At 71.8% G+C, this 15661-nt stretch carries 15 protein-coding genes and 1 riboswitch; of the genes, 1 reads left to right on the top strand and 14 read right to left on the bottom strand.

Annotated features, from left to right (window positions below):
- Positions 1–8: 8 nt before the first annotated feature.
- From AB0N02_RS21380 to AB0N02_RS21350, 7 genes are all read right to left on the bottom strand, one after another.
- A complete protein-coding gene (locus AB0N02_RS21380; protein ID WP_363949085.1) occupies positions 9–650 on the bottom strand; it encodes a transcriptional regulator in 642 nt (213 codons plus the stop codon).
- Positions 651–738: 88 nt separating this feature from the next.
- A complete protein-coding gene (locus AB0N02_RS21375) occupies positions 739–1689 on the bottom strand; it encodes an FKBP-type peptidyl-prolyl cis-trans isomerase (protein ID WP_363949083.1) in 951 nt (316 codons plus the stop codon).
- 95 nt (positions 1690–1784) lie between these two features.
- Positions 1785–3143, bottom strand: a complete 1359-nt coding sequence (pafA, locus tag AB0N02_RS21370; protein ID WP_363949081.1) for a Pup--protein ligase — start codon at positions 3141–3143, stop codon at positions 1785–1787.
- Between the two features lie 361 nt (positions 3144–3504).
- A complete protein-coding gene (locus tag AB0N02_RS21365) occupies positions 3505–4020 on the bottom strand; it encodes a hypothetical protein (protein WP_363949079.1) in 516 nt (171 codons plus the stop codon).
- Positions 4021–4142: 122 nt separating this feature from the next.
- A complete protein-coding gene (gene prcA, locus AB0N02_RS21360) occupies positions 4143–4973 on the bottom strand; it encodes a proteasome subunit alpha (RefSeq protein WP_363949077.1) in 831 nt (276 codons plus the stop codon).
- Between the two features lie 19 nt (positions 4974–4992).
- Positions 4993–5811, bottom strand: a complete 819-nt coding sequence (gene prcB, locus AB0N02_RS21355) for a proteasome subunit beta (RefSeq protein ID WP_363949219.1) — start codon at positions 5809–5811, stop codon at positions 4993–4995.
- Positions 5812–6453: 642 nt separating this feature from the next.
- On the bottom strand, positions 6454–6663 hold the full coding sequence (locus AB0N02_RS21350) for a ubiquitin-like protein Pup (RefSeq protein ID WP_363949074.1): 210 nt from the start codon (positions 6661–6663) through the stop codon (positions 6454–6456).
- Between the two features lie 346 nt (positions 6664–7009).
- On the opposite strand from AB0N02_RS21350, the gene AB0N02_RS21345 reads away from it, so the two are divergent.
- Complete coding sequence (locus tag AB0N02_RS21345) at positions 7010–7804, top strand: serine/threonine-protein kinase (RefSeq protein WP_363949071.1); 795 nt, start codon at positions 7010–7012, stop codon at positions 7802–7804.
- Between the two features lie 296 nt (positions 7805–8100).
- Here AB0N02_RS21345 and AB0N02_RS21340 read toward each other — a convergent pair whose 3' ends face one another.
- The 7 genes from AB0N02_RS21340 to dop all read right to left on the bottom strand — a co-directional run bounded on the left by AB0N02_RS21340 (position 8101) and on the right by dop (position 15643).
- Entirely contained in the window at positions 8101–9432 is a 1332-nt protein-coding gene (locus AB0N02_RS21340; protein WP_363949068.1) for a cobyrinate a,c-diamide synthase, read from the bottom strand.
- Positions 9426–10028 carry a cob(I)yrinic acid a,c-diamide adenosyltransferase gene (gene cobO, locus AB0N02_RS21335; RefSeq protein WP_363949217.1) on the bottom strand — a complete coding sequence of 201 codons (603 nt, stop codon included), beginning with the start codon at positions 10026–10028 and terminating at the stop codon, positions 9426–9428. Before cobO ends, AB0N02_RS21340 begins: the two co-directional genes overlap by 7 nt.
- Before the next feature lie 85 nt (positions 10029–10113).
- The gene (locus AB0N02_RS21330) at positions 10114–12303 is read right to left on the bottom strand and encodes a putative cobaltochelatase (RefSeq protein WP_363949065.1); all 2190 of its coding nucleotides are present in this window, start codon (positions 12301–12303) and stop codon (positions 10114–10116) included.
- 31 nt (positions 12304–12334) lie between these two features.
- Entirely contained in the window at positions 12335–12898 is a 564-nt protein-coding gene (locus tag AB0N02_RS21325) for a histidine phosphatase family protein (RefSeq protein ID WP_363949062.1), read from the bottom strand.
- On the bottom strand, positions 12895–13638 hold the full coding sequence (locus tag AB0N02_RS21320) for a CbtA family protein (protein ID WP_363949059.1): 744 nt from the start codon (positions 13636–13638) through the stop codon (positions 12895–12897). The genes AB0N02_RS21325 and AB0N02_RS21320 overlap by 4 nt, the downstream gene beginning before the upstream one ends.
- 7 nt (positions 13639–13645) lie before the next feature.
- Positions 13646–13840, bottom strand: a complete 195-nt coding sequence (locus AB0N02_RS21315) for a CbtB domain-containing protein (protein ID WP_363949056.1) — start codon at positions 13838–13840, stop codon at positions 13646–13648.
- Positions 13841–13883: 43 nt separating this feature from the next.
- A riboswitch (adenosylcobalamin (AdoCbl) riboswitch) is annotated at positions 13884–13978 on the bottom strand.
- 147 nt (positions 13979–14125) lie between these two features.
- Entirely contained in the window at positions 14126–15643 is a 1518-nt protein-coding gene (dop, locus tag AB0N02_RS21310) for a depupylase/deamidase Dop (protein WP_363949053.1), read from the bottom strand.
- Positions 15644–15661: the final 18 nt, after the last annotated feature.

Here is a 15661-nt window from a genome sequence, read left to right as displayed (position 1 = left end):
CTTCTATGTCAATTTTTATTGTTTTTAGAGAAGGCGACGCAGCACTCCCCCGGCCGGGGATCCAGCCTGGCCGTCGCCCCGTCGTCCCCGAGCCCCTCGATCAGCCCCCGGCACAGCGCCAGGTTCATCGAGCACACCAGCAGCGGATGTTCCAGGGACAGCACGTGGAACGGGCAGTTGCGCAGCCGCAGGTCGTCCCCCTCCTCGTAGGGTTCGTATCCCCGCCCGCGCAGCGCCCGGCCGAGGTCCTCCCCCTCCCGCCCCAGCCCCGCGCCCACCCGCCGCGCGGCCTCCTGGGCCACCTCGTCCCCGCCGAGCAGGTCGACCACCTCGGCCAGCACCAGCGCGAGAGTGCGGTAGTCCCTGGCGGGGACGCTGACCTGCCACTCCCCCGGCGCCCTGCGGTAGACCTTCGCCGGCCGGCCGCTGCCGGGGCCCGTGCGGTCCGTCAGCCGCCTGAAACCCGCCTCCAGCAGCCCGGCCTCGACCAGCTTGTCAAGATGAAAGGCGGCCAGGGTGCGCTGCACCCCGACCGCCTCCGCCGTCTCGTTACGCCCGGCCTCGCGGCCGAGAGAGATCACGTACTCGTATACGGCCCGCCGTACCGGGTCGTGGAGGGCCGCCACCGTGCCGAGGTCGTCGCTGCTCACAGCCGGGATTCTAGGCCCGGCCCGGCCGGGGCGCGGGCCCGTGCCCCACCGCCGACCGGCGTGCGGCGACCTCACCGGTTCCCGCGGCTCAGTAGGCCGCCAGGACGTCGACCAGGAAGACCAGCGTGTCGGTGCCCTTGATCTTGTCGCCGGATCCCTCCTTGCCGTAACCGAGGTCCGGCGGGATGCTCAGCAGCACGCGACTGCCGACCGGGACGCCGACCAGGCCCTGGTCCCAGCCCTTGATGACCTTCCCGGTGCCGATCTGGAATATGATCGGCTCACCGCCGCGCGACCAGCTGCTGTCGAACTCCAGGTCCGATCCCCAGATCTTGCCCGCGTACTGGACCAGGATCGACTGGCCCGACTTGACCTCCGGCCCGGAGCCCTTGATCACGGTCTTGGCGACGAGCCCCTTGGGGGCCTTCTCCGAGGTCTTGGTGGTCAGCTTGGGCGCGGCCTCTCCGCCCGGGTTCTCCACCTTGACACCCTTGATCCCGGGGTCGGCCGCGGTGCCCTGGGCGGCCTTGTTCGCCGGAACGTCGACCACGTCGACCACGAAGACCTGCGACTGGCCCGCGGGCGCCTGGGCCTGCTGCTCCTTGGGCAGTGCGTCCTTGGCGACGACCGAGAGGAACCGGCCGCCGCTCTTGGTCGAGGTGAAGCCCTTGCGCAGGATCTCCGGAACCTGCTCGTTGAGCGTGATCAGCTGCGGGCCGCCCTCGTCGTAGGTCGAGCCCGCCATCTTGTTCTCCTTACCGTCCCAGGTGAAGACGGTGAAGTTGGCGACCACGCTGCCGCCCTCCTTGACGGAGACGGCACCGGTCCCGGGCGTGACCACCTTGTAGGAGGAGGTTTCGACGACCTTCGCCGGGAAGGCCACGGTCGGCTTGGCGTTCGCCTCCCCGGTGACCTTCAGGTCCGGCGCCGCCTGGGCACCGGCCGGAGTGGCGACGGTGTCCGTGCCACCTCCGGAGCCACAGGCGGCGGCGAACAACAACGGCACTGCGGCCAGTACGGCCAGGCTGCGGCGGCGCATAGATATCCCTCAAGCAGACGTCAGGTTTGCGTCACACTACCCGTCCTGACATACGGGTGCGGTAAGCCGTAAAGGACCTTGCCGAAGCGTGACCATCACATTCCCGCGATGAGTTTGTCCACTCTCTCGTCCACGCTGCGGAAAGGGTCCTTGCACAGCACCGTGCGCTGCGCCTGATCGTTGAGCTTCAGATGCACCCAGTCGACGGTGAAGTCGCGCCGCTTCTCCTGCGCCCTGCGGATGAACTCCCCGCGCAGCTTCGCCCTGGTGGTCTGCGGCGGCACCGACTTGGCCTCGAAGATCTTCAGGTCGGAGGCGACCCGCTCGACCGCGCCGCGCTTCTGCAGCAGGTAGAACAGGCCCCGGCGGCGGTGCACGTCGTGGTAGGCGAGGTCGAGCTGGGCGACCCTGGGGCTGGACAGGGGCAGGTCGTACTTCCTGCGGTAGCGCTCGATCAGCTGATACTTGGTGACCCAGTCGATCTCGCGGGCGACCAGGTCGAGGTCGCCGGTCTCGACGGCGGTGAGCGTCCGCTCCCACAGCTCGAGCACCCGGTTGCTGATCTCGTCGCCGCCCCGGCGGTCGACGAAGTCACGGGCCTTGGAGAGGTACTCCTGCTGGATCTCCAGCGAGGACGCCTCCCTGCCGTTGGCCAGCCGTACGCGCCGCCGCCCGGTCATGTCGTGGGAGACCTCCCGGATGGCCCGGATCGGGTTCTCCAGCGACAGGTCGCGCATCACGGTGCCCGCCTCGATCATGCGCAGCACCAGGTCCGTCGCGCCGACCTTGAGCAGCATGGTCGTCTCGCTCATGTTGGAGTCGCCGACGATGACGTGCAGGCGGCGGAAGCGCTCGGCGTCGGCGTGCGGCTCGTCACGGGTGTTGATGATCGGCCGGGACCGGGTGGTGGCGCTGGAGACGCCCTCCCAGATGTGCTCGGCCCGCTGGGAGACGCAGTAGACCGCGCCGCGAGGGGTCTGCAGCACCTTGCCCGCGCCGCAGATGATCTGACGGGTGACCAGGAAGGGGATGAGCACGTCGGCCAGGCGGCCGAACTCCCCGTGCCGGCCGACCAGGTAGTTCTCGTGACAGCCGTAGGAGTTGCCCGCCGAGTCGGTGTTGTTCTTGAAAAGGTAGATGTCGCCGGCGATGCCCTCCTCGCGGAGCCTCTTCTCGGCGTCGACGAGCAGGCCCTCCAGGATGCGCTCGCCCGCCTTGTCGTGGGTGACGAGCTCCACGACGCTGTCACACTCGGGGGTGGCGTACTCGGGGTGGCTGCCAACGTCGAGATAGAGACGCGCTCCGTTGCGCAGGAAGACGTTGCTCGACCGGCCCCAGGAGACGACCCGGCGGAATAGATAGCGCGCTACCTCGTCGGGCGACAGCCGCCGCTGCCCCCTGAACGTGCAGGTGACGCCGTACTCGTTCTCAAGCCCGAAGATGCGACGATCCATTGCCTCACACTATTCGCCGAACCCCTCTTGCGGGAGGGATCAGTGGGGTTTTCGGTCGTACGGCTTATGCCCGCGGGAGGAAGCGGCTAAGCGTGAGCGGGGCTCACGCCCGGTGAGGACGGGCCCGGACCCCGCGGGAAGGCTCGGAAGCGGCGGACGCCCGCGCCGGACGCCCACCCCGGGGCGCCTCCCCCGGGTGCCTCCCCCTGGCGGAGCGGAACCGGCCCGCCCCGTGACGCCGGTCGGCGGCCCGGGGCACCGGCCGGGCGATTCGGCTAGCCGAAAAAGCATGATTCTCATCACCCGGGAGCGGCTCGCGCCGCGGGTGGACCGCTCCCGGCACGGCCGTACGGTGCGGGGTTCAGGGAGTGTAGATCTCCTGGACCTTGACGATCCGGCCGCGGTACACGGTGATCAGTGAGGGGCGCTGGAACTCCTTGGCCCTGCTCAGCAGCACCTTGCGGGAGCAGCGCTTGGCCCCGAGCCCGTGCTTGTCGACGGTCATCCCCGCGAGGTCGGCCGAGCAGCCGAAGGCGCTCAGGAAGACGACGTTCGCGGCCACGGGCGAGGCGTAGGCGGTCACGTCGCCCTCGGCCGGACCGACGAAGTACCCCTCGGAGTACTTGTCCTTCACCCACTTGATCGGCTTGTACTCCACCTCGGTGCGGGCCACGTGGGTGATCCAGCCCCGCAGGACGCCGTCCTTGCGGGGGCTGATGTGCTTGGTGAAGTCATGGCCGGGATCGCTCTGGAACGTGGTCCCGAAGACCTTCGGCACGGGGAAGTCCGGGATCGCGGCGGCCTCGGCGGGAGTCGCTCCGATCAGGGCGGCGGAGAGCACGGTGGCCGCGAGCGCGGCCGGCAGGGAACGATTCATGCCCGATACGACGACGGCGGCGGAGATGAGGTTGGCCCGGAGCACGGTGATACACGTCACACGGCCGGGCGCCGCGCCCCGTGGGGGGCGCGGCGCCCGGCCGTGCGTGGATGCGGGAACGGTCAGCCGTTCGAGCCGGTGTCGATGTCCCCCTCGGGGGCGGTGGGCGGGAGGCCGGGCGTCTCGGACGTCCCGGGCGTCACGGGAGCCTCGGGCGTCCCGGGAGCCTCGGGAGCCTCGGGCTCGGCCGCCGGAGCCGCCTCCCCCTGCCCGGCCAGCAGGCGCTCCAGCTTCGGGCCGATGAGGCGCTGGAACTTGCGGTGCGGCCGGTTGCGGTCGAGCACCGCCACCTCCAGCTGGCTGGCCGGGGAACGCTCGCCCCCCGGCTCCGTGAGCGCGAACAGCGCCGCCTCCAGCGCCTCGGCCAGCGGCAGCCCCTCGCGGTAGCGCTCCTTGAGCCTGGCCGCGACCGCCTCGGCCTGACCGCCCATCGCTACCAGGCCGGTCTCGTCGAAGACCGAGCCGTCGAAGGTGAGACGGTAGATGTGGTCCTCGTCGGAGGAGTCGCCGACCTCGGCCACGACGATCTCGACCTCGAACGGCTTCAGCGACTCGGTGAAGATCTGGCCGAGGTTCTGCGCGTAGAGGTTGGCCAGGCCGCGCGCGGTGACGTCGTCGCGCGCGTAGTTGTAGCCGTTGATGTCGGCGTAGCGGATGCCGCCGAGGCGCAGCGCCTCGAACTCGTTGTAGCGGCCGACCGCGGCGAAGCCGATCCTGTCGTAGATCTCGCTGATCTTGTGCAGGGCCCTGGAGGGGTTGGGGGCGACGAACAGGATGCCGTGCTCGTACTGCAGGACGACGACGCTGCGGCCTCGCGCGATCCCCTTACGCGCGTAATCCGCCTTGTCCCGCATCTGCTGCTCGGGCGAGACATATCCAAAGGGTATGGACACCTGGGGTGATCCTCTCGTGTTAGCGCAGCGGGGCGACGGGGCCGTCGGGGGAGGTCATCCGTACGTCGAGGACGGTCTGGACGTGACCGCCCACCTCCTCGTCGGACAGACGGTGGAAACCGTCGGCGGTGATCTGCGCTACGACGGGCCAGATCTTACGGGTGACGTCGGGGCCGCCGGTCGCCGAGTCGTCGTCGGCGGCATCGTACAACGCGTTGATCAGCACCTGGACGACCACCTCCGGCGAGGCGTTCTCCCGGTAGAGCTTCTTCAGCGAGCCGCGCGCGAAGATCGAGCCGGAGCCGATCGAGTGGTACTGCTGCTGCTCGTACGGCCCGCCGCCGACGTCGTAACCGAAGATCCGCCCACCATCGGTCTCGGGGTCGTAGGCGGCGAACAGCGGCACCACGACCAGGCCCTGCATCGCCATGCCGAGGTTGCCGCGGATCATGGTGGCGAGCCGGTTGGCCTTGCCCGCGACCGAGAGCGTGCGGCCTTCCATCTTCTCGTAGTGCTCGAGTTCGACCCGGTAGAGGCGGGCCATCTCGATGCCGGTGCTCGCCGTTCCCGCGATGCCCATGCACGAGTGGTCGTCGGTGCGGAACACCTTCTCCACGTCTCGCTGGGAGATGATGTTCCCCGAGGTCGCACGGCGGTCACCGGCCATCACCACGCCGCCGGCGCAGGTCGCCGCGACGATCGTGGTCGCGTGCGGAATCTGATCGCCGACCGGGACTGCCAGGGTCTCGTTTCGGCCGGGCAGCAAGTCCGGCGCGTAGGAGCCGACGAACTCGGTGAACGAGGAAATGCCGCTGTTCGTGAAGATGTGATTCACCATGCCGGCGGGCAGGTCCCTGTGCGATCCCACGCGACTCCCTCCAAAGGTGCGGTCCTTTTAAGGCCCGACCTTACTCATCTTGCCGTGCTGCTTGCACTTCCCTGGATCAGCTCAGCGCGAACCCCCTTCGCGCGGTTCTTCGAATCTTTACAGCCCGGGTAAGCCCGGGTAATCACCGGGCTGTCGCGCTCGTGTGGCCCGTGACGGAGCGGGCCGCGGTGTCGCGGGGGCCGCGTGATCGCGACGCTGCCGAGACGGGGCCCCGGCGTGACCACGGGCATGGTGACGGCACGCCCCGCGGGCTGCCAAGGCGCGGGCCGCGCCTGCCAGGGGTCGCGGCCTGCGGGCCGCGCCCCGATCCCTCTACCGCGTGGTTCGTCGTCTCGTCGTCGTGTTCGCCGCGGACCCGCGGCCCGGCCGGTCCACGTCGCACAGGTGTGACAGGACCGGCGGTGGCCGGTCGGTCATCGTTCGCGGCACGGTGGCGGCCGAAACCGGAACGCCCCGACCTGTCGGTGTCTCCAACGGTGTCCGTACGCTCGGGGAGCCGCCGCCGGCGGCCCTTCGCTTCGCGGCCCCGCCCGCTCCTCAGCTCCTGACGGCTCTGCCCTCACCCCAGACCATGCGACTCGGGCCTTCGCCCTACTGTCCGCCCTTTTGGACGTACGACCTGACGAACTCCTCGGCGTTCTCCTCGAGGACCTCGTCGATCTCGTCGAGAATCGCGTCGACGTCGTCGGAAAGCTTCTCGTGACGGTCCTGGACGTCGGTGGAGTCCGCCGGGGCGGTCTCCTCCACCTCCCTGTCGGTCCGACCGGTCTGCTTCTGACCGCCGGTGTCCTTGCTAGCCATCTGTGGCACCTCCACATGGGGGACGTCTCTGCCCCATATCTTCCCCGAACCGGCAGACATTTCGCGTGGATCGTCCTGCGATCTTTACGGGAGCCCGCCGAAGTCACTTCGAGGCCCTACCCGTAAGACAACCCGCCGGTACCCTCCCACGGCAAATCCACCCGCCCGGCCGGACGGGCCGGTCCGGCTCCCGCCCCTCCTCGCAGGCGTCCGCGGGGGCGTCTCCGCAGGGCATCGGCGTCGTTTTGCGGCCTTCACGCCACGGATCCGGGTCCGTTTACCCCACCCGGCGAGTCGGGATCGTTCCAAGTAGGCCAACACGGTCCGAAACTGCGATCATTGGCGGGTGAGCACCATCGTCGCCAGCCGTTACAAGCTTCTTTCCCCCGTCGGCCGGGGAGCGACGGGCGTGGTCTGGCGCGCCTACGACCTGTTACTCGAACGAGAAGTGGCGCTCAAGGAGATCGCCCTGCCTCCGGGACCCGCCGCCGCGGACCAGCGGCGGCGGGTGGTGCGCGAGGCACGGATGGCGGCCCGGCTGAGCCACCGGGGCATCGTGACCGTGCACAACCTCACCGAGGAGGGCGAGCGGCTCTGGATCGTCATGGAGTTCCTCGAGGCGCTGACCCTGCACGACACGCTCGTGCAGGCGGGCCCTCTCCCCGCGGACCTGGTGGCGGCGATGGGGCGCAAACTGCTCGACGCGCTGCGGCACGCGCACGACGGCGGAGTGGTCCACCGCGACATCAAGCCCGCCAACATCATGCTGACGGGCGACCGCGTGGTGCTGGCGGACTTCGGCTTCGCCGCCTTCGAGGGCGCGGCGGGCACCTCCCTGCGCGGGACCCCGGCGTTCATCGCGCCGGAGACCCTGCAGGGACGGGGCGGGACGCGCGAGGCGGACATGTGGTCGTTCGGGGCGACCCTCTACATGGCGGTCGAGGGCAGGACCCCGTTCCGGTCGGTGAACTCGATGCCCGCCCTGGTCCAGGCTCTGCGTGAGCCCGCACGGCCGCCGCAGCGGGCGGGCGCGCTGGAGCCGGTCCTGCGCGGCCTGCTCCGCAAGGACCCCAGGGCGCGGCTGAGCGCCGAGCAGACCTCGGCCCTGCTGGCCAAGGTGCGCTGCTTCAGCGCCGCCTGAGCACGGCGCGGCGCCGCGCCGACGCCTTTACAAAGTAGATCAACGGGTTTCCGTATTCCCGGATGTTCTCCGGTGAGGCTCACACCGGAGAACATCGGAGAACACCCGTGGGCACCGGGAGGCGCCGGAGGACACCTGGAGCACAGGGGACACAGGGGACACAGGGGACACGGCCGGGTCCGCGGAACGCCGGAGCCCGGGTCAGGAGCCCGGAGATCCGGCCCCGGGGCCGGGGCCGGGGCCGGGAGGCGGGGAAGGCTGGAGACCCCCGGGAGACCTCGGGGGCCGGGACGGCCCTACCGGCCGGCCCCCGCGCGGCACATCCCGACGAAGCGGGCGGCCAGCTCGGGACTGCCCGCCCAGTGCAGGTGCAGGTAGGAGGCGACCACCGGCCCCGCGGCGAACCCGTCGGCGCCGCCCCTCCAGCGGAACAGGGGCCGTTCGGGCGCGGGCTCGACGGTCGTGCGGTGGAACTCGTGGCCCCGGTAGCGCTCACCCGCCCGGGTCAGCGCCGAGTCCCGCACCGCCACCGCGTCGCGGTAGCCGAGGGTGAGGGTGCCGGTCATCCTGGCCTCGAGGTCGAGGACCCCGCACATCGGCCTGCCGTCCAGCCGCCTGGCCAGGTACAGCAGGCCCGCGCACTCGGCGGAGACCGGGCCGCCGAACGCGGAGACCTCCTTGCGCAGCGGCTCGTTGGCCGACAGTTCGGCCGCGTACACCTCGGGGAACCCTCCGCCGATGATCACTCCCTCCGTCCCCTCCGGCAGGGCCTCGTCGACGAGGGGGTCGAAGGTGACGACCTCGGCTCCGGCGGCCGCCAGAAGCTCGGCCTGCTCGGTGTAGCCGAAGGTGAACGCCTGTCCTCCCGCCAGCGCGACCCTCGTGGTGACGGGCACCACGGGTTCCGGGGGCCCGGGGGTCCACGGGAGGGCGGACAGGGCTGGGGCGGTGCGGGCGAGCCGTACGAGCCCCTCCAGGTCGCACGAGGCGGCGACCAGTTCCGCGACGGCGTCCATGGCCCGGCCGGCCTGGATCCGGCGTTCCGCGGCGGGCACGAGGCCGAGATGGCGGGAGGGGGTCGCGACGGCGTCGCTGCGGTGGATCACGCCCAGCACCGGGACGCCGCTCTCGGCCAGGGCCTCGCGGCAGATGTCCTCGTGCCGGGCGGAGCCGACCCGGTTGAGGATCACCCCGCCGATCCTGATCCGGGTGTCGTAGGAGGCGAACCCGTGCACGATCGCGGCCACGGAGCGGCTCTGCCTGGCCGCGTCGACCACCAGGACGACCGGGGCCTCCAGCAGCCTGGCGACGTGCGCGGTCGAGGCGAACTCGCCCGAGCCCGCCCCGTCGTAGAGGCCCATCACGCCCTCGACGACGGCGAGGTCGGCCCCGGCCGCGCCGTGCAGGAACAGCGGGGCGACGAGCTCCTCCCCCACCAGCCACGGGTCGAGGTTGCGCCCGGGACGGCCCGTGGCCAGGGCGTGATAGCCGGGATCGATGTAGTCGGGTCCCACCTTGTGCGGGGAGACCGCCATGCCCCTGCGGGTGAGCGCGGCCATCAGACCGGTCGCGACCGTGGTCTTCCCGGCCCCCGACGCAGGGGCCGCGATCACCAGACGGGCTACCATTCGATGCCCTTCTGCCCTTTCTGCCCGGCGTCCATGGGGTGCTTGACCTTGCCCATCTCCGTCACCAGGTCGGCGGCGGCGACCAGGCGGGGGTCGGCGTCGCGGCCCGTGACGACGACGTGCTGGCTGCCGGGCCGCTCCGCCAGGGTGGCGACGACCTCCTCGGCGTCGATCCAGCCCCACTTCATCGGGTAGGTGAACTCGTCGAGCACGTACAGCCGGAACGTCTCGGCGGCGAGGTCGCGTTTGATCTGTTCCCACCCCTCGCGTGCGTCGGCGGCGTGGTCCTCCTCGCTGCCGGGGCGCTGGATCCACGACCAGCCCTCCCCCATCTTGTGCCAGGAGACCGGGCCGCCCTCCCCGGAGTCGCCCAGGACGCGCAGGGCGCGTTCCTCCCCGATGCGCCACTTGGCGGACTTGACAAACTGGAACACCCCGATCGGCCAGCCCTGGTTCCAGGCGCGCAGGGCCAGACCGAAGGCCGCGGTGGACTTGCCCTTGCCCGGGCCGGTGTGCACGATCAGCAGCGGCCGGGTACGGCGCTGCCGGGTGGTCAGCCCGTCCTCCGGGACGCTGACCGGTCTGCCCTGCGGCATCGTCATTCGCCTTTCAGTGTCGTACGGCCCGCCACGGACCCGCCGTCACGCCATATCACGTTATGTCACACCATGTCACGTTGCGTCATGCGGCGGCTCGCCGTCGCCGGATCATGCCTGCCAGATCGGTGAGGTCGTCGAGGCGCACGCTCTGCGCGTCCATCCGCCGTGCCAGGGCTCCGGCCAGGCCGAGGCGGACGTGCCCGCTCTCACAGTCCACCACCACCGTGGCCACCCCGGCCAGCAGCCCGGCGGCCCGGTGGGACTCCTCGACGGTGCCCGAGGTGGCCCGCCCGTCGGTCACCAGGACCAGCAGCGGGCGCCTCGACGGGTCGCGCAGGCGCTCGACCCGCAGCACCTCGGCGGCGCGGAGCAGCCCGGCGGCCAGCGGGGTGCGGCCGCCGGTCGGCAGCTCGCGCAGCCGGGCGGCGCCGGCCTCGACGGAGGAGGTCGGCGGCAGCACCAGGTCGGCGCGGGTACCGCGGAAGGTGACCAGGCCGACCTTGTCGCGGCGCTGGTAGGCGTCCAGGAGCAGGCCGAGCACGGCGCCCTTGACCGCGCGTATGCGCTGCCTGGCCGCCATCGACCCGCTCGCGTCCACGACGAACAGCACCAGGTTGCCCTCCCTGCCCTCGCGCGCGGCCTCCCTGAGGTCCTCGCGCCTCAGCAGCAGGCCCGGCCCGCTCCTGCCACGCCCGGCCTGGTGCGGCGCGGCCGCCGCGACGGTCGCCGCCAGGTGAAGGGAGGCGGCCCGCCCCCGGGGAATCCTGGCGCCGACGGTACGGCCCAGGGGCGTGGCGGCCCTCGAACGCCGTCCCGGGGCTCCCGCGCCGAGGCCGGGAACGGTGAACAGCCGGGCCCGTCCCGCCGGATCGGCGTCGAAGACCCGCTCGTTCCCGGTGGCGGCCCGCGCCGCGCCGGACGCGGGAACGCCGGCGGGCTGATCCGCCCCCTCCGCCGTGTCCGCCGGAGGGGGCGCGCCGGGCTCCAGGTCCGGAAGCGTGGTGTTCCGGGGGCCGGGAGCCGGGCGGGAGGCGTCCTCCCCCGGAGTCTCCGGGGCGTCCGCCCCGGAGCCGTCGGCACGGTCGGCGCCGTCGGCGCCGTCTCCGTCACGGTCCCGGTCGCCGTCCGGGCCACTGTCCGGGCCGCCGTCTGGGCCGCCGTCCGGGCCGCCACCGGGGCCGCCCTCCGGGTCGTCGGGCTCCTCCGGATCGTCGGGGACCTGGTTGAGGAGGTCCTCCAGCCTCGACTCGTCCAGGCCGGGCGCGTCGAAGGGGTCGCGGCGGCGCCGGTGCGGCAGGGCGAGCCTGGCCGCCTCGCGGACGTCGTCGGCGGTGACGGAGGCGCGGCCCCGCCAGGCGGCGTGCGCGATCGCCGCCCTCGCGGTGACCAGGTCGGCCCGCAGCCCGTCCACCTCGAAGCCCGCGCAGACCGTGGCGATCCGCCGCAGCGCCGCGCCGGGCAGCGTGACGCCCGCCACCCGGGCCCGCGCCTCGGCGATGCGCTCGGCCAACGCCCGCTCCTCGTCCTCCCACCGGGCGGCGAAGGCGGCCGGGTCGGCCTCGAACGCCAGGCGCCGCCGTACCACCTCGGCCCGCTGGGACACCTCCCGCGACGCCCGTACCTCCACGGTCAGCCCGAACCGGTCGAGCAGCTGGGGCCGCAGCTCGCCCTCCTCCGGGTTCATGGTCCCCACCAGCAGGAACCTGGCGGCGTGCCGTACCGAGACGCCCTCCCGCTCGACGTAGCAGGTGCCGAGCGCGGCGGCGTCGAGCAGCAGGTCGACCAGGTGGTCGTGGAGCAGGTTGACCTCGTCGACGTAGAGGACGCCCCGGTGCGCGCCCGCCAGGAGCCCCGGTTCGAAGGCCTTCACCCCCTCGGTGAGCGCCCGCTCCAGGTCGAGCGAGCCCGCCAGGCGGTCCTCCGAGGCACCGACCGGCAGTTCGACGAGCCTGGCGGGCCGTACGGTGCCGGGCCCGGCGGCCCGCGACGGCGCGCTCTCCGCCTCGTGGGGCCCGTCTGGACATTCGGGGTCGGGGGCCGCGGGGTCGCAGGAGAAACGGCAGCCGCGTACCACCTCCACCGGCGGCAGCAGCGCCGCCAGCGCCCGCACGATCGTGGACTTGGCGGTGCCCTTCTCCCCGCGGACCAGGACCCCGCCGACGCCGGGGGAGACGGCGTTCAGGATCAGCGCGAGCTTGAGGTCCTCCGATCCCACGATCGCGGTGAAGGGGTAGCGCGGGTGACGCACCTTCGAGGCCTCCCTTGATGTCATCTGATGTCGCCGGGTCACCGGCGGGGTGTCGTCATGCGGGGTAGCTCAGCCGCCAGCGTCCGGCCCGCCCGGTGAGCTCGACCCGGGCCAGCGGGGCCACGTCGACGCGCCAGAAGGCGGAGGCCGGGGCGCCCACCGCGTGGACGACCGCGGCGCGGACGACCGCGGCGTGGGTGACGGCGACGGTCCGGCCCGGCTCCAGCGCCGACAGCCAGCCCGCCACCCGGCCGAGGAGATCGATGATCGACTCCCCTCCGTGCGGCGCGGCGGCGGGATCGGTGAGCCAGGCGGCGAGGGCCTCCGGCTCGGCGGCCTCGATCTCGGCGAGCGTCCTGCCGCTCCACCGGCCGTAGTCGCAGTCGGCGAGCAACGGGTCGGGCTCGGCCCGCAGGCCGAGGGCCTCGGCCGTCTGGGCGCAGCGCAGCTCGCCCGCCCGGACGGCGCGGGCCGGGCCCATCGCCGGAGCCAGGGCCTCGGCGCGGCGCAGGCCGGGTCCGTCGAGCGGTTCGTCGCCCGGGAACGCGGCCCGTGCCGTCGCCCGCGTCGAGGCGTGGCAGATCAGCAGCAGGCGGGTGACCCCCGAGAGGGGTCTCACACCGGGCTGCGCCTGCGCGCGGCGAAGGCGAAGAGCGCGCCGACGCCGAGCCAGAACACCGCCTGGGTCCCGAGGGAGGCGATGCGGAAGTCCCACAGGAGGTCGGCGGGGAAACCGTCCGGCACCTCGTTGATCCCCGGCAGCAGGATCCAGGCCGCCACGACCGGCACCAGCAGGGCGGCGCCGCTGGCCAGCCAGCGCAGCCACGGCTCGCCCGCGGAGAGGTACCGGTAGGCGGCGGCGCCCGCGCCCACGGAAAGGATCCCGATGACCACGGCGGCCAGGTAGAGCACCGTGCGCTGGTCGATCGTCTCGGGGTCGCCGACGGCCGGCGGGTTGGCGGGATACTTCAGGAAAGGGATGAGGACGATCGCGACGAACGCCGCCGCCGCGAGGGTGACCGCGAGCAGCGGCTCCGAGCGGGGACCGGCCCGGCCGCGCACCGCCGCGTAGGCGAGGGCGAACAGGCCGCCGACGGCCAGGCCGTACAGGGCGAGGGCCAGGAAGAGACCGAACCGCTGGCCGTTCCTGCTGACCAGCTCCTCTTCCCCGTGGGAGTCGGCGGTTGCGGCCGCCTCGTGCGAGTGGGACTCACCGGCCGGGGAGGCGGCCGCGGCCGCCTCCTCCAGCGCGATGGCCCGGTCGATGCGCGGCTCGCCCACGGTGTAGGCGAAGACCGCGGCGAACAGCCCGGCGAGCAGCCCGACGAGCATGCCCCTGACGATGAGTTTGATGATCACGTGTGGCTCAGTGGCAGGGGACGCCGAGCAGGTGACGACCGTCGTGCATGAGTTCGTGCAGGTAGTTTCCGGCCTGCGAGATCGCTCCCTGGTCGAAGGCGACCAGGTAGGCGATGAGCAGCAGCACCGGTACTGCGAGCAGCCAGCGGGTGAGTGAGATCCAGGGGATGGGCTGGGCGTACGGAGCAGAGATCTGGCTCACGGCCACCTCCTTCGGGATTGACGCGTCCCTAGTCGTAAGGTCGGTGGCGGCCGAGTGACCTGGCTTCCAGCCCCGGAAGGGCCGGTTACAGTGGCGCGACCGCACCGGAATCTCACCGGATTTCCCTCGCACCGCCACAAAACACCCGGAACGTATCCCGGTTCCCTACGTTCCGTCAATCCAGGTGACGCCCGGCATCCCATCCGAATCCACGATCCGGCGCCATGATCCGCGGCCTTCCCGCGGAAGGCGTCCCTGCCGGGGACCCCCTCCGCGGGCGGGCCCTCACTGCTCGCCGGTGAGGGCGGTCACCAGGTCGGCGGCGGTGCGGCAGCGGTCGAACAGCTCGCCGACGTGGGCCTTGGTACCGCGCAGCGGCTCCATGGTCGGAACCCGCTGCAGGGACTCCCTCCCGGGGATGTCGAAGATGACCGAATCCCAGGAGGCGGCGGCGACCGACTCGCTGAACTGGCTCAGGCAACGGCCGCGGAAGTAGGCCCGGGTGTCGCTGGGCGGGGCCTCGATGGCCCGCTGGACCTCGTCCTCGGTCACCAGGCGCTGCATCCGGCCCCGGGCGACCAGCCTGTTGTACAGGCCCCGGTCGGGCCGGATGTCGGAGTACTGCAGATCGACGAGCTGCAGGCGCGGGTGGGACCAGGCCAGGCCGTCACGGGCGCGGTAGCCCTCCAGCAGCTCCAGCTTGGCCACCCAGTCGAGCTCCCGCGACAGCTGCATCGGGTCCTCGGCCAGGCGGGTGAGAACGGACTCCCAGCGGTCCAGGACGTCCTTGGTGAGCTCGTCGACGCCGTTGCCGCTGCGCTCCTCGGCGTACTTGCGCGCCAGCTCCAGGTACTCCATCTGGAGCTGCACCGCCGTCAGCCTGCGGCCGTCGCGCATCGAGATCTCGTACTTGAGCGTCGGGTCGTGGGAGACCGCGCGCAGCGCCTGGACGGGGTTGTCGACCGCCAGGTCGCGGGTGAAGTAGCCGTCCTCGATCATGGCGAGGACCAGCGCCGTCGACCCCAGCTTCAGGTAGGTCGAGATCTCCGACATGTTGGCGTCGCCGATGATGACGTGCAGCCTGCGGTACTTCTCCGGGTCGGCGTGGGGCTCGTCCCGGGTGTTGATGATCGGCCGCTTGAGCGTCGTCTCCAGCCCGACCTCGACCTCGAAGAAGTCGGCCCGCTGGCTGATCTGGAAGCCCTCGCCGCGCGAGTCCTGCCCGATGCCGACCTTCCCCGCCCCGGTGACGACCTGCCGGGAGACGAAGAACGGGGTCAGGTGCCTGACGATGTCGGCGAACGGCGTGGCCCGCCGCATCAGGTAGTTCTCGTGGCAGCCGTAGGAGGCGCCCTTGTTGTCGGTGTTGTTCTTGTAGAGCTGGATCGGGGCGTTGGACGGGATGGCCGAGGCGCGGACCGCGGCGTCGTGCATGACCCGCTCCCCCGCCTTGTCCCAGATCACCGCCGCCCGCGGATTGGTGCATTCGGGAGTCGAGTATTCGGGATGGGCGTGATCCACGTACAGCCGGGCCCCGTTGGTGAGGATCACGTTGGCCAGACCCAGGTCCTCGTCGGTGAGCTGGCTCTGGTCGGCCACCTCCCTGGACAGGTCGAAACCCCGGGCGTCGCGCAGCGGGTTCTCCTCCTCGAAGTCCCACCGTGCCCGCCTGGCTCTGGCCGCCGAGGCCGCCAGATAGGCGTTCACCACCTGGGAGGAGGTCACCATCGCGTTGGCCCCCGGCTGTCCGGGCACGGAGATGCCGTATTCGGTCTCGATGCCCATCACCCGCCGTACCGTCATGCGCACCCTCTGTTCATC

Origin of the sequence: Streptosporangium sp. NPDC051022 (assembly GCF_040683035.1) — a bacterium.
In the GTDB taxonomy this organism is placed as follows: domain Bacteria; phylum Actinomycetota; class Actinomycetes; order Streptosporangiales; family Streptosporangiaceae; genus Streptosporangium.
The sequence above is the reverse complement of the archived record's forward strand: the minus strand, read 5'-3'. Positions and strand labels throughout refer to the sequence as shown.

Bases quoted from the DNA above. Each gene is read 5' to 3' on its own strand.
- pafA (WP_363949081.1), bottom strand. From the start codon at position 3,143: ATGGATCGTCGCATCTTCGGGCTTGAGAACGAGTACGGCGTCACCTGC.
- AB0N02_RS21365 (WP_363949079.1), bottom strand. From the start codon at position 4,020: ATGAATCGTTCCCTGCCGGCCGCGCTCGCGGCCACCGTGCTCTCCGCC.
- dop (WP_363949053.1), bottom strand. From the start codon at position 15,643: ATGACGGTACGGCGGGTGATGGGCATCGAGACCGAATACGGCATCTCC.
- AB0N02_RS21340 (WP_363949068.1), bottom strand. From the start codon at position 9,432: ATGGTAGCCCGTCTGGTGATCGCGGCCCCTGCGTCGGGGGCCGGGAAG.
- AB0N02_RS21330 (WP_363949065.1), bottom strand. From the start codon at position 12,303: ATGACATCAAGGGAGGCCTCGAAGGTGCGTCACCCGCGCTACCCCTTC.
- AB0N02_RS21375 (WP_363949083.1), bottom strand. From the start codon at position 1,689: ATGCGCCGCCGCAGCCTGGCCGTACTGGCCGCAGTGCCGTTGTTGTTC.
- AB0N02_RS21350 (WP_363949074.1), bottom strand. From the start codon at position 6,663: ATGGCTAGCAAGGACACCGGCGGTCAGAAGCAGACCGGTCGGACCGAC.
- prcB (WP_363949219.1), bottom strand. From the start codon at position 5,811: ATGGTGAATCACATCTTCACGAACAGCGGCATTTCCTCGTTCACCGAG.
- cobO (WP_363949217.1), bottom strand. From the start codon at position 10,028: ATGCCGCAGGGCAGACCGGTCAGCGTCCCGGAGGACGGGCTGACCACC.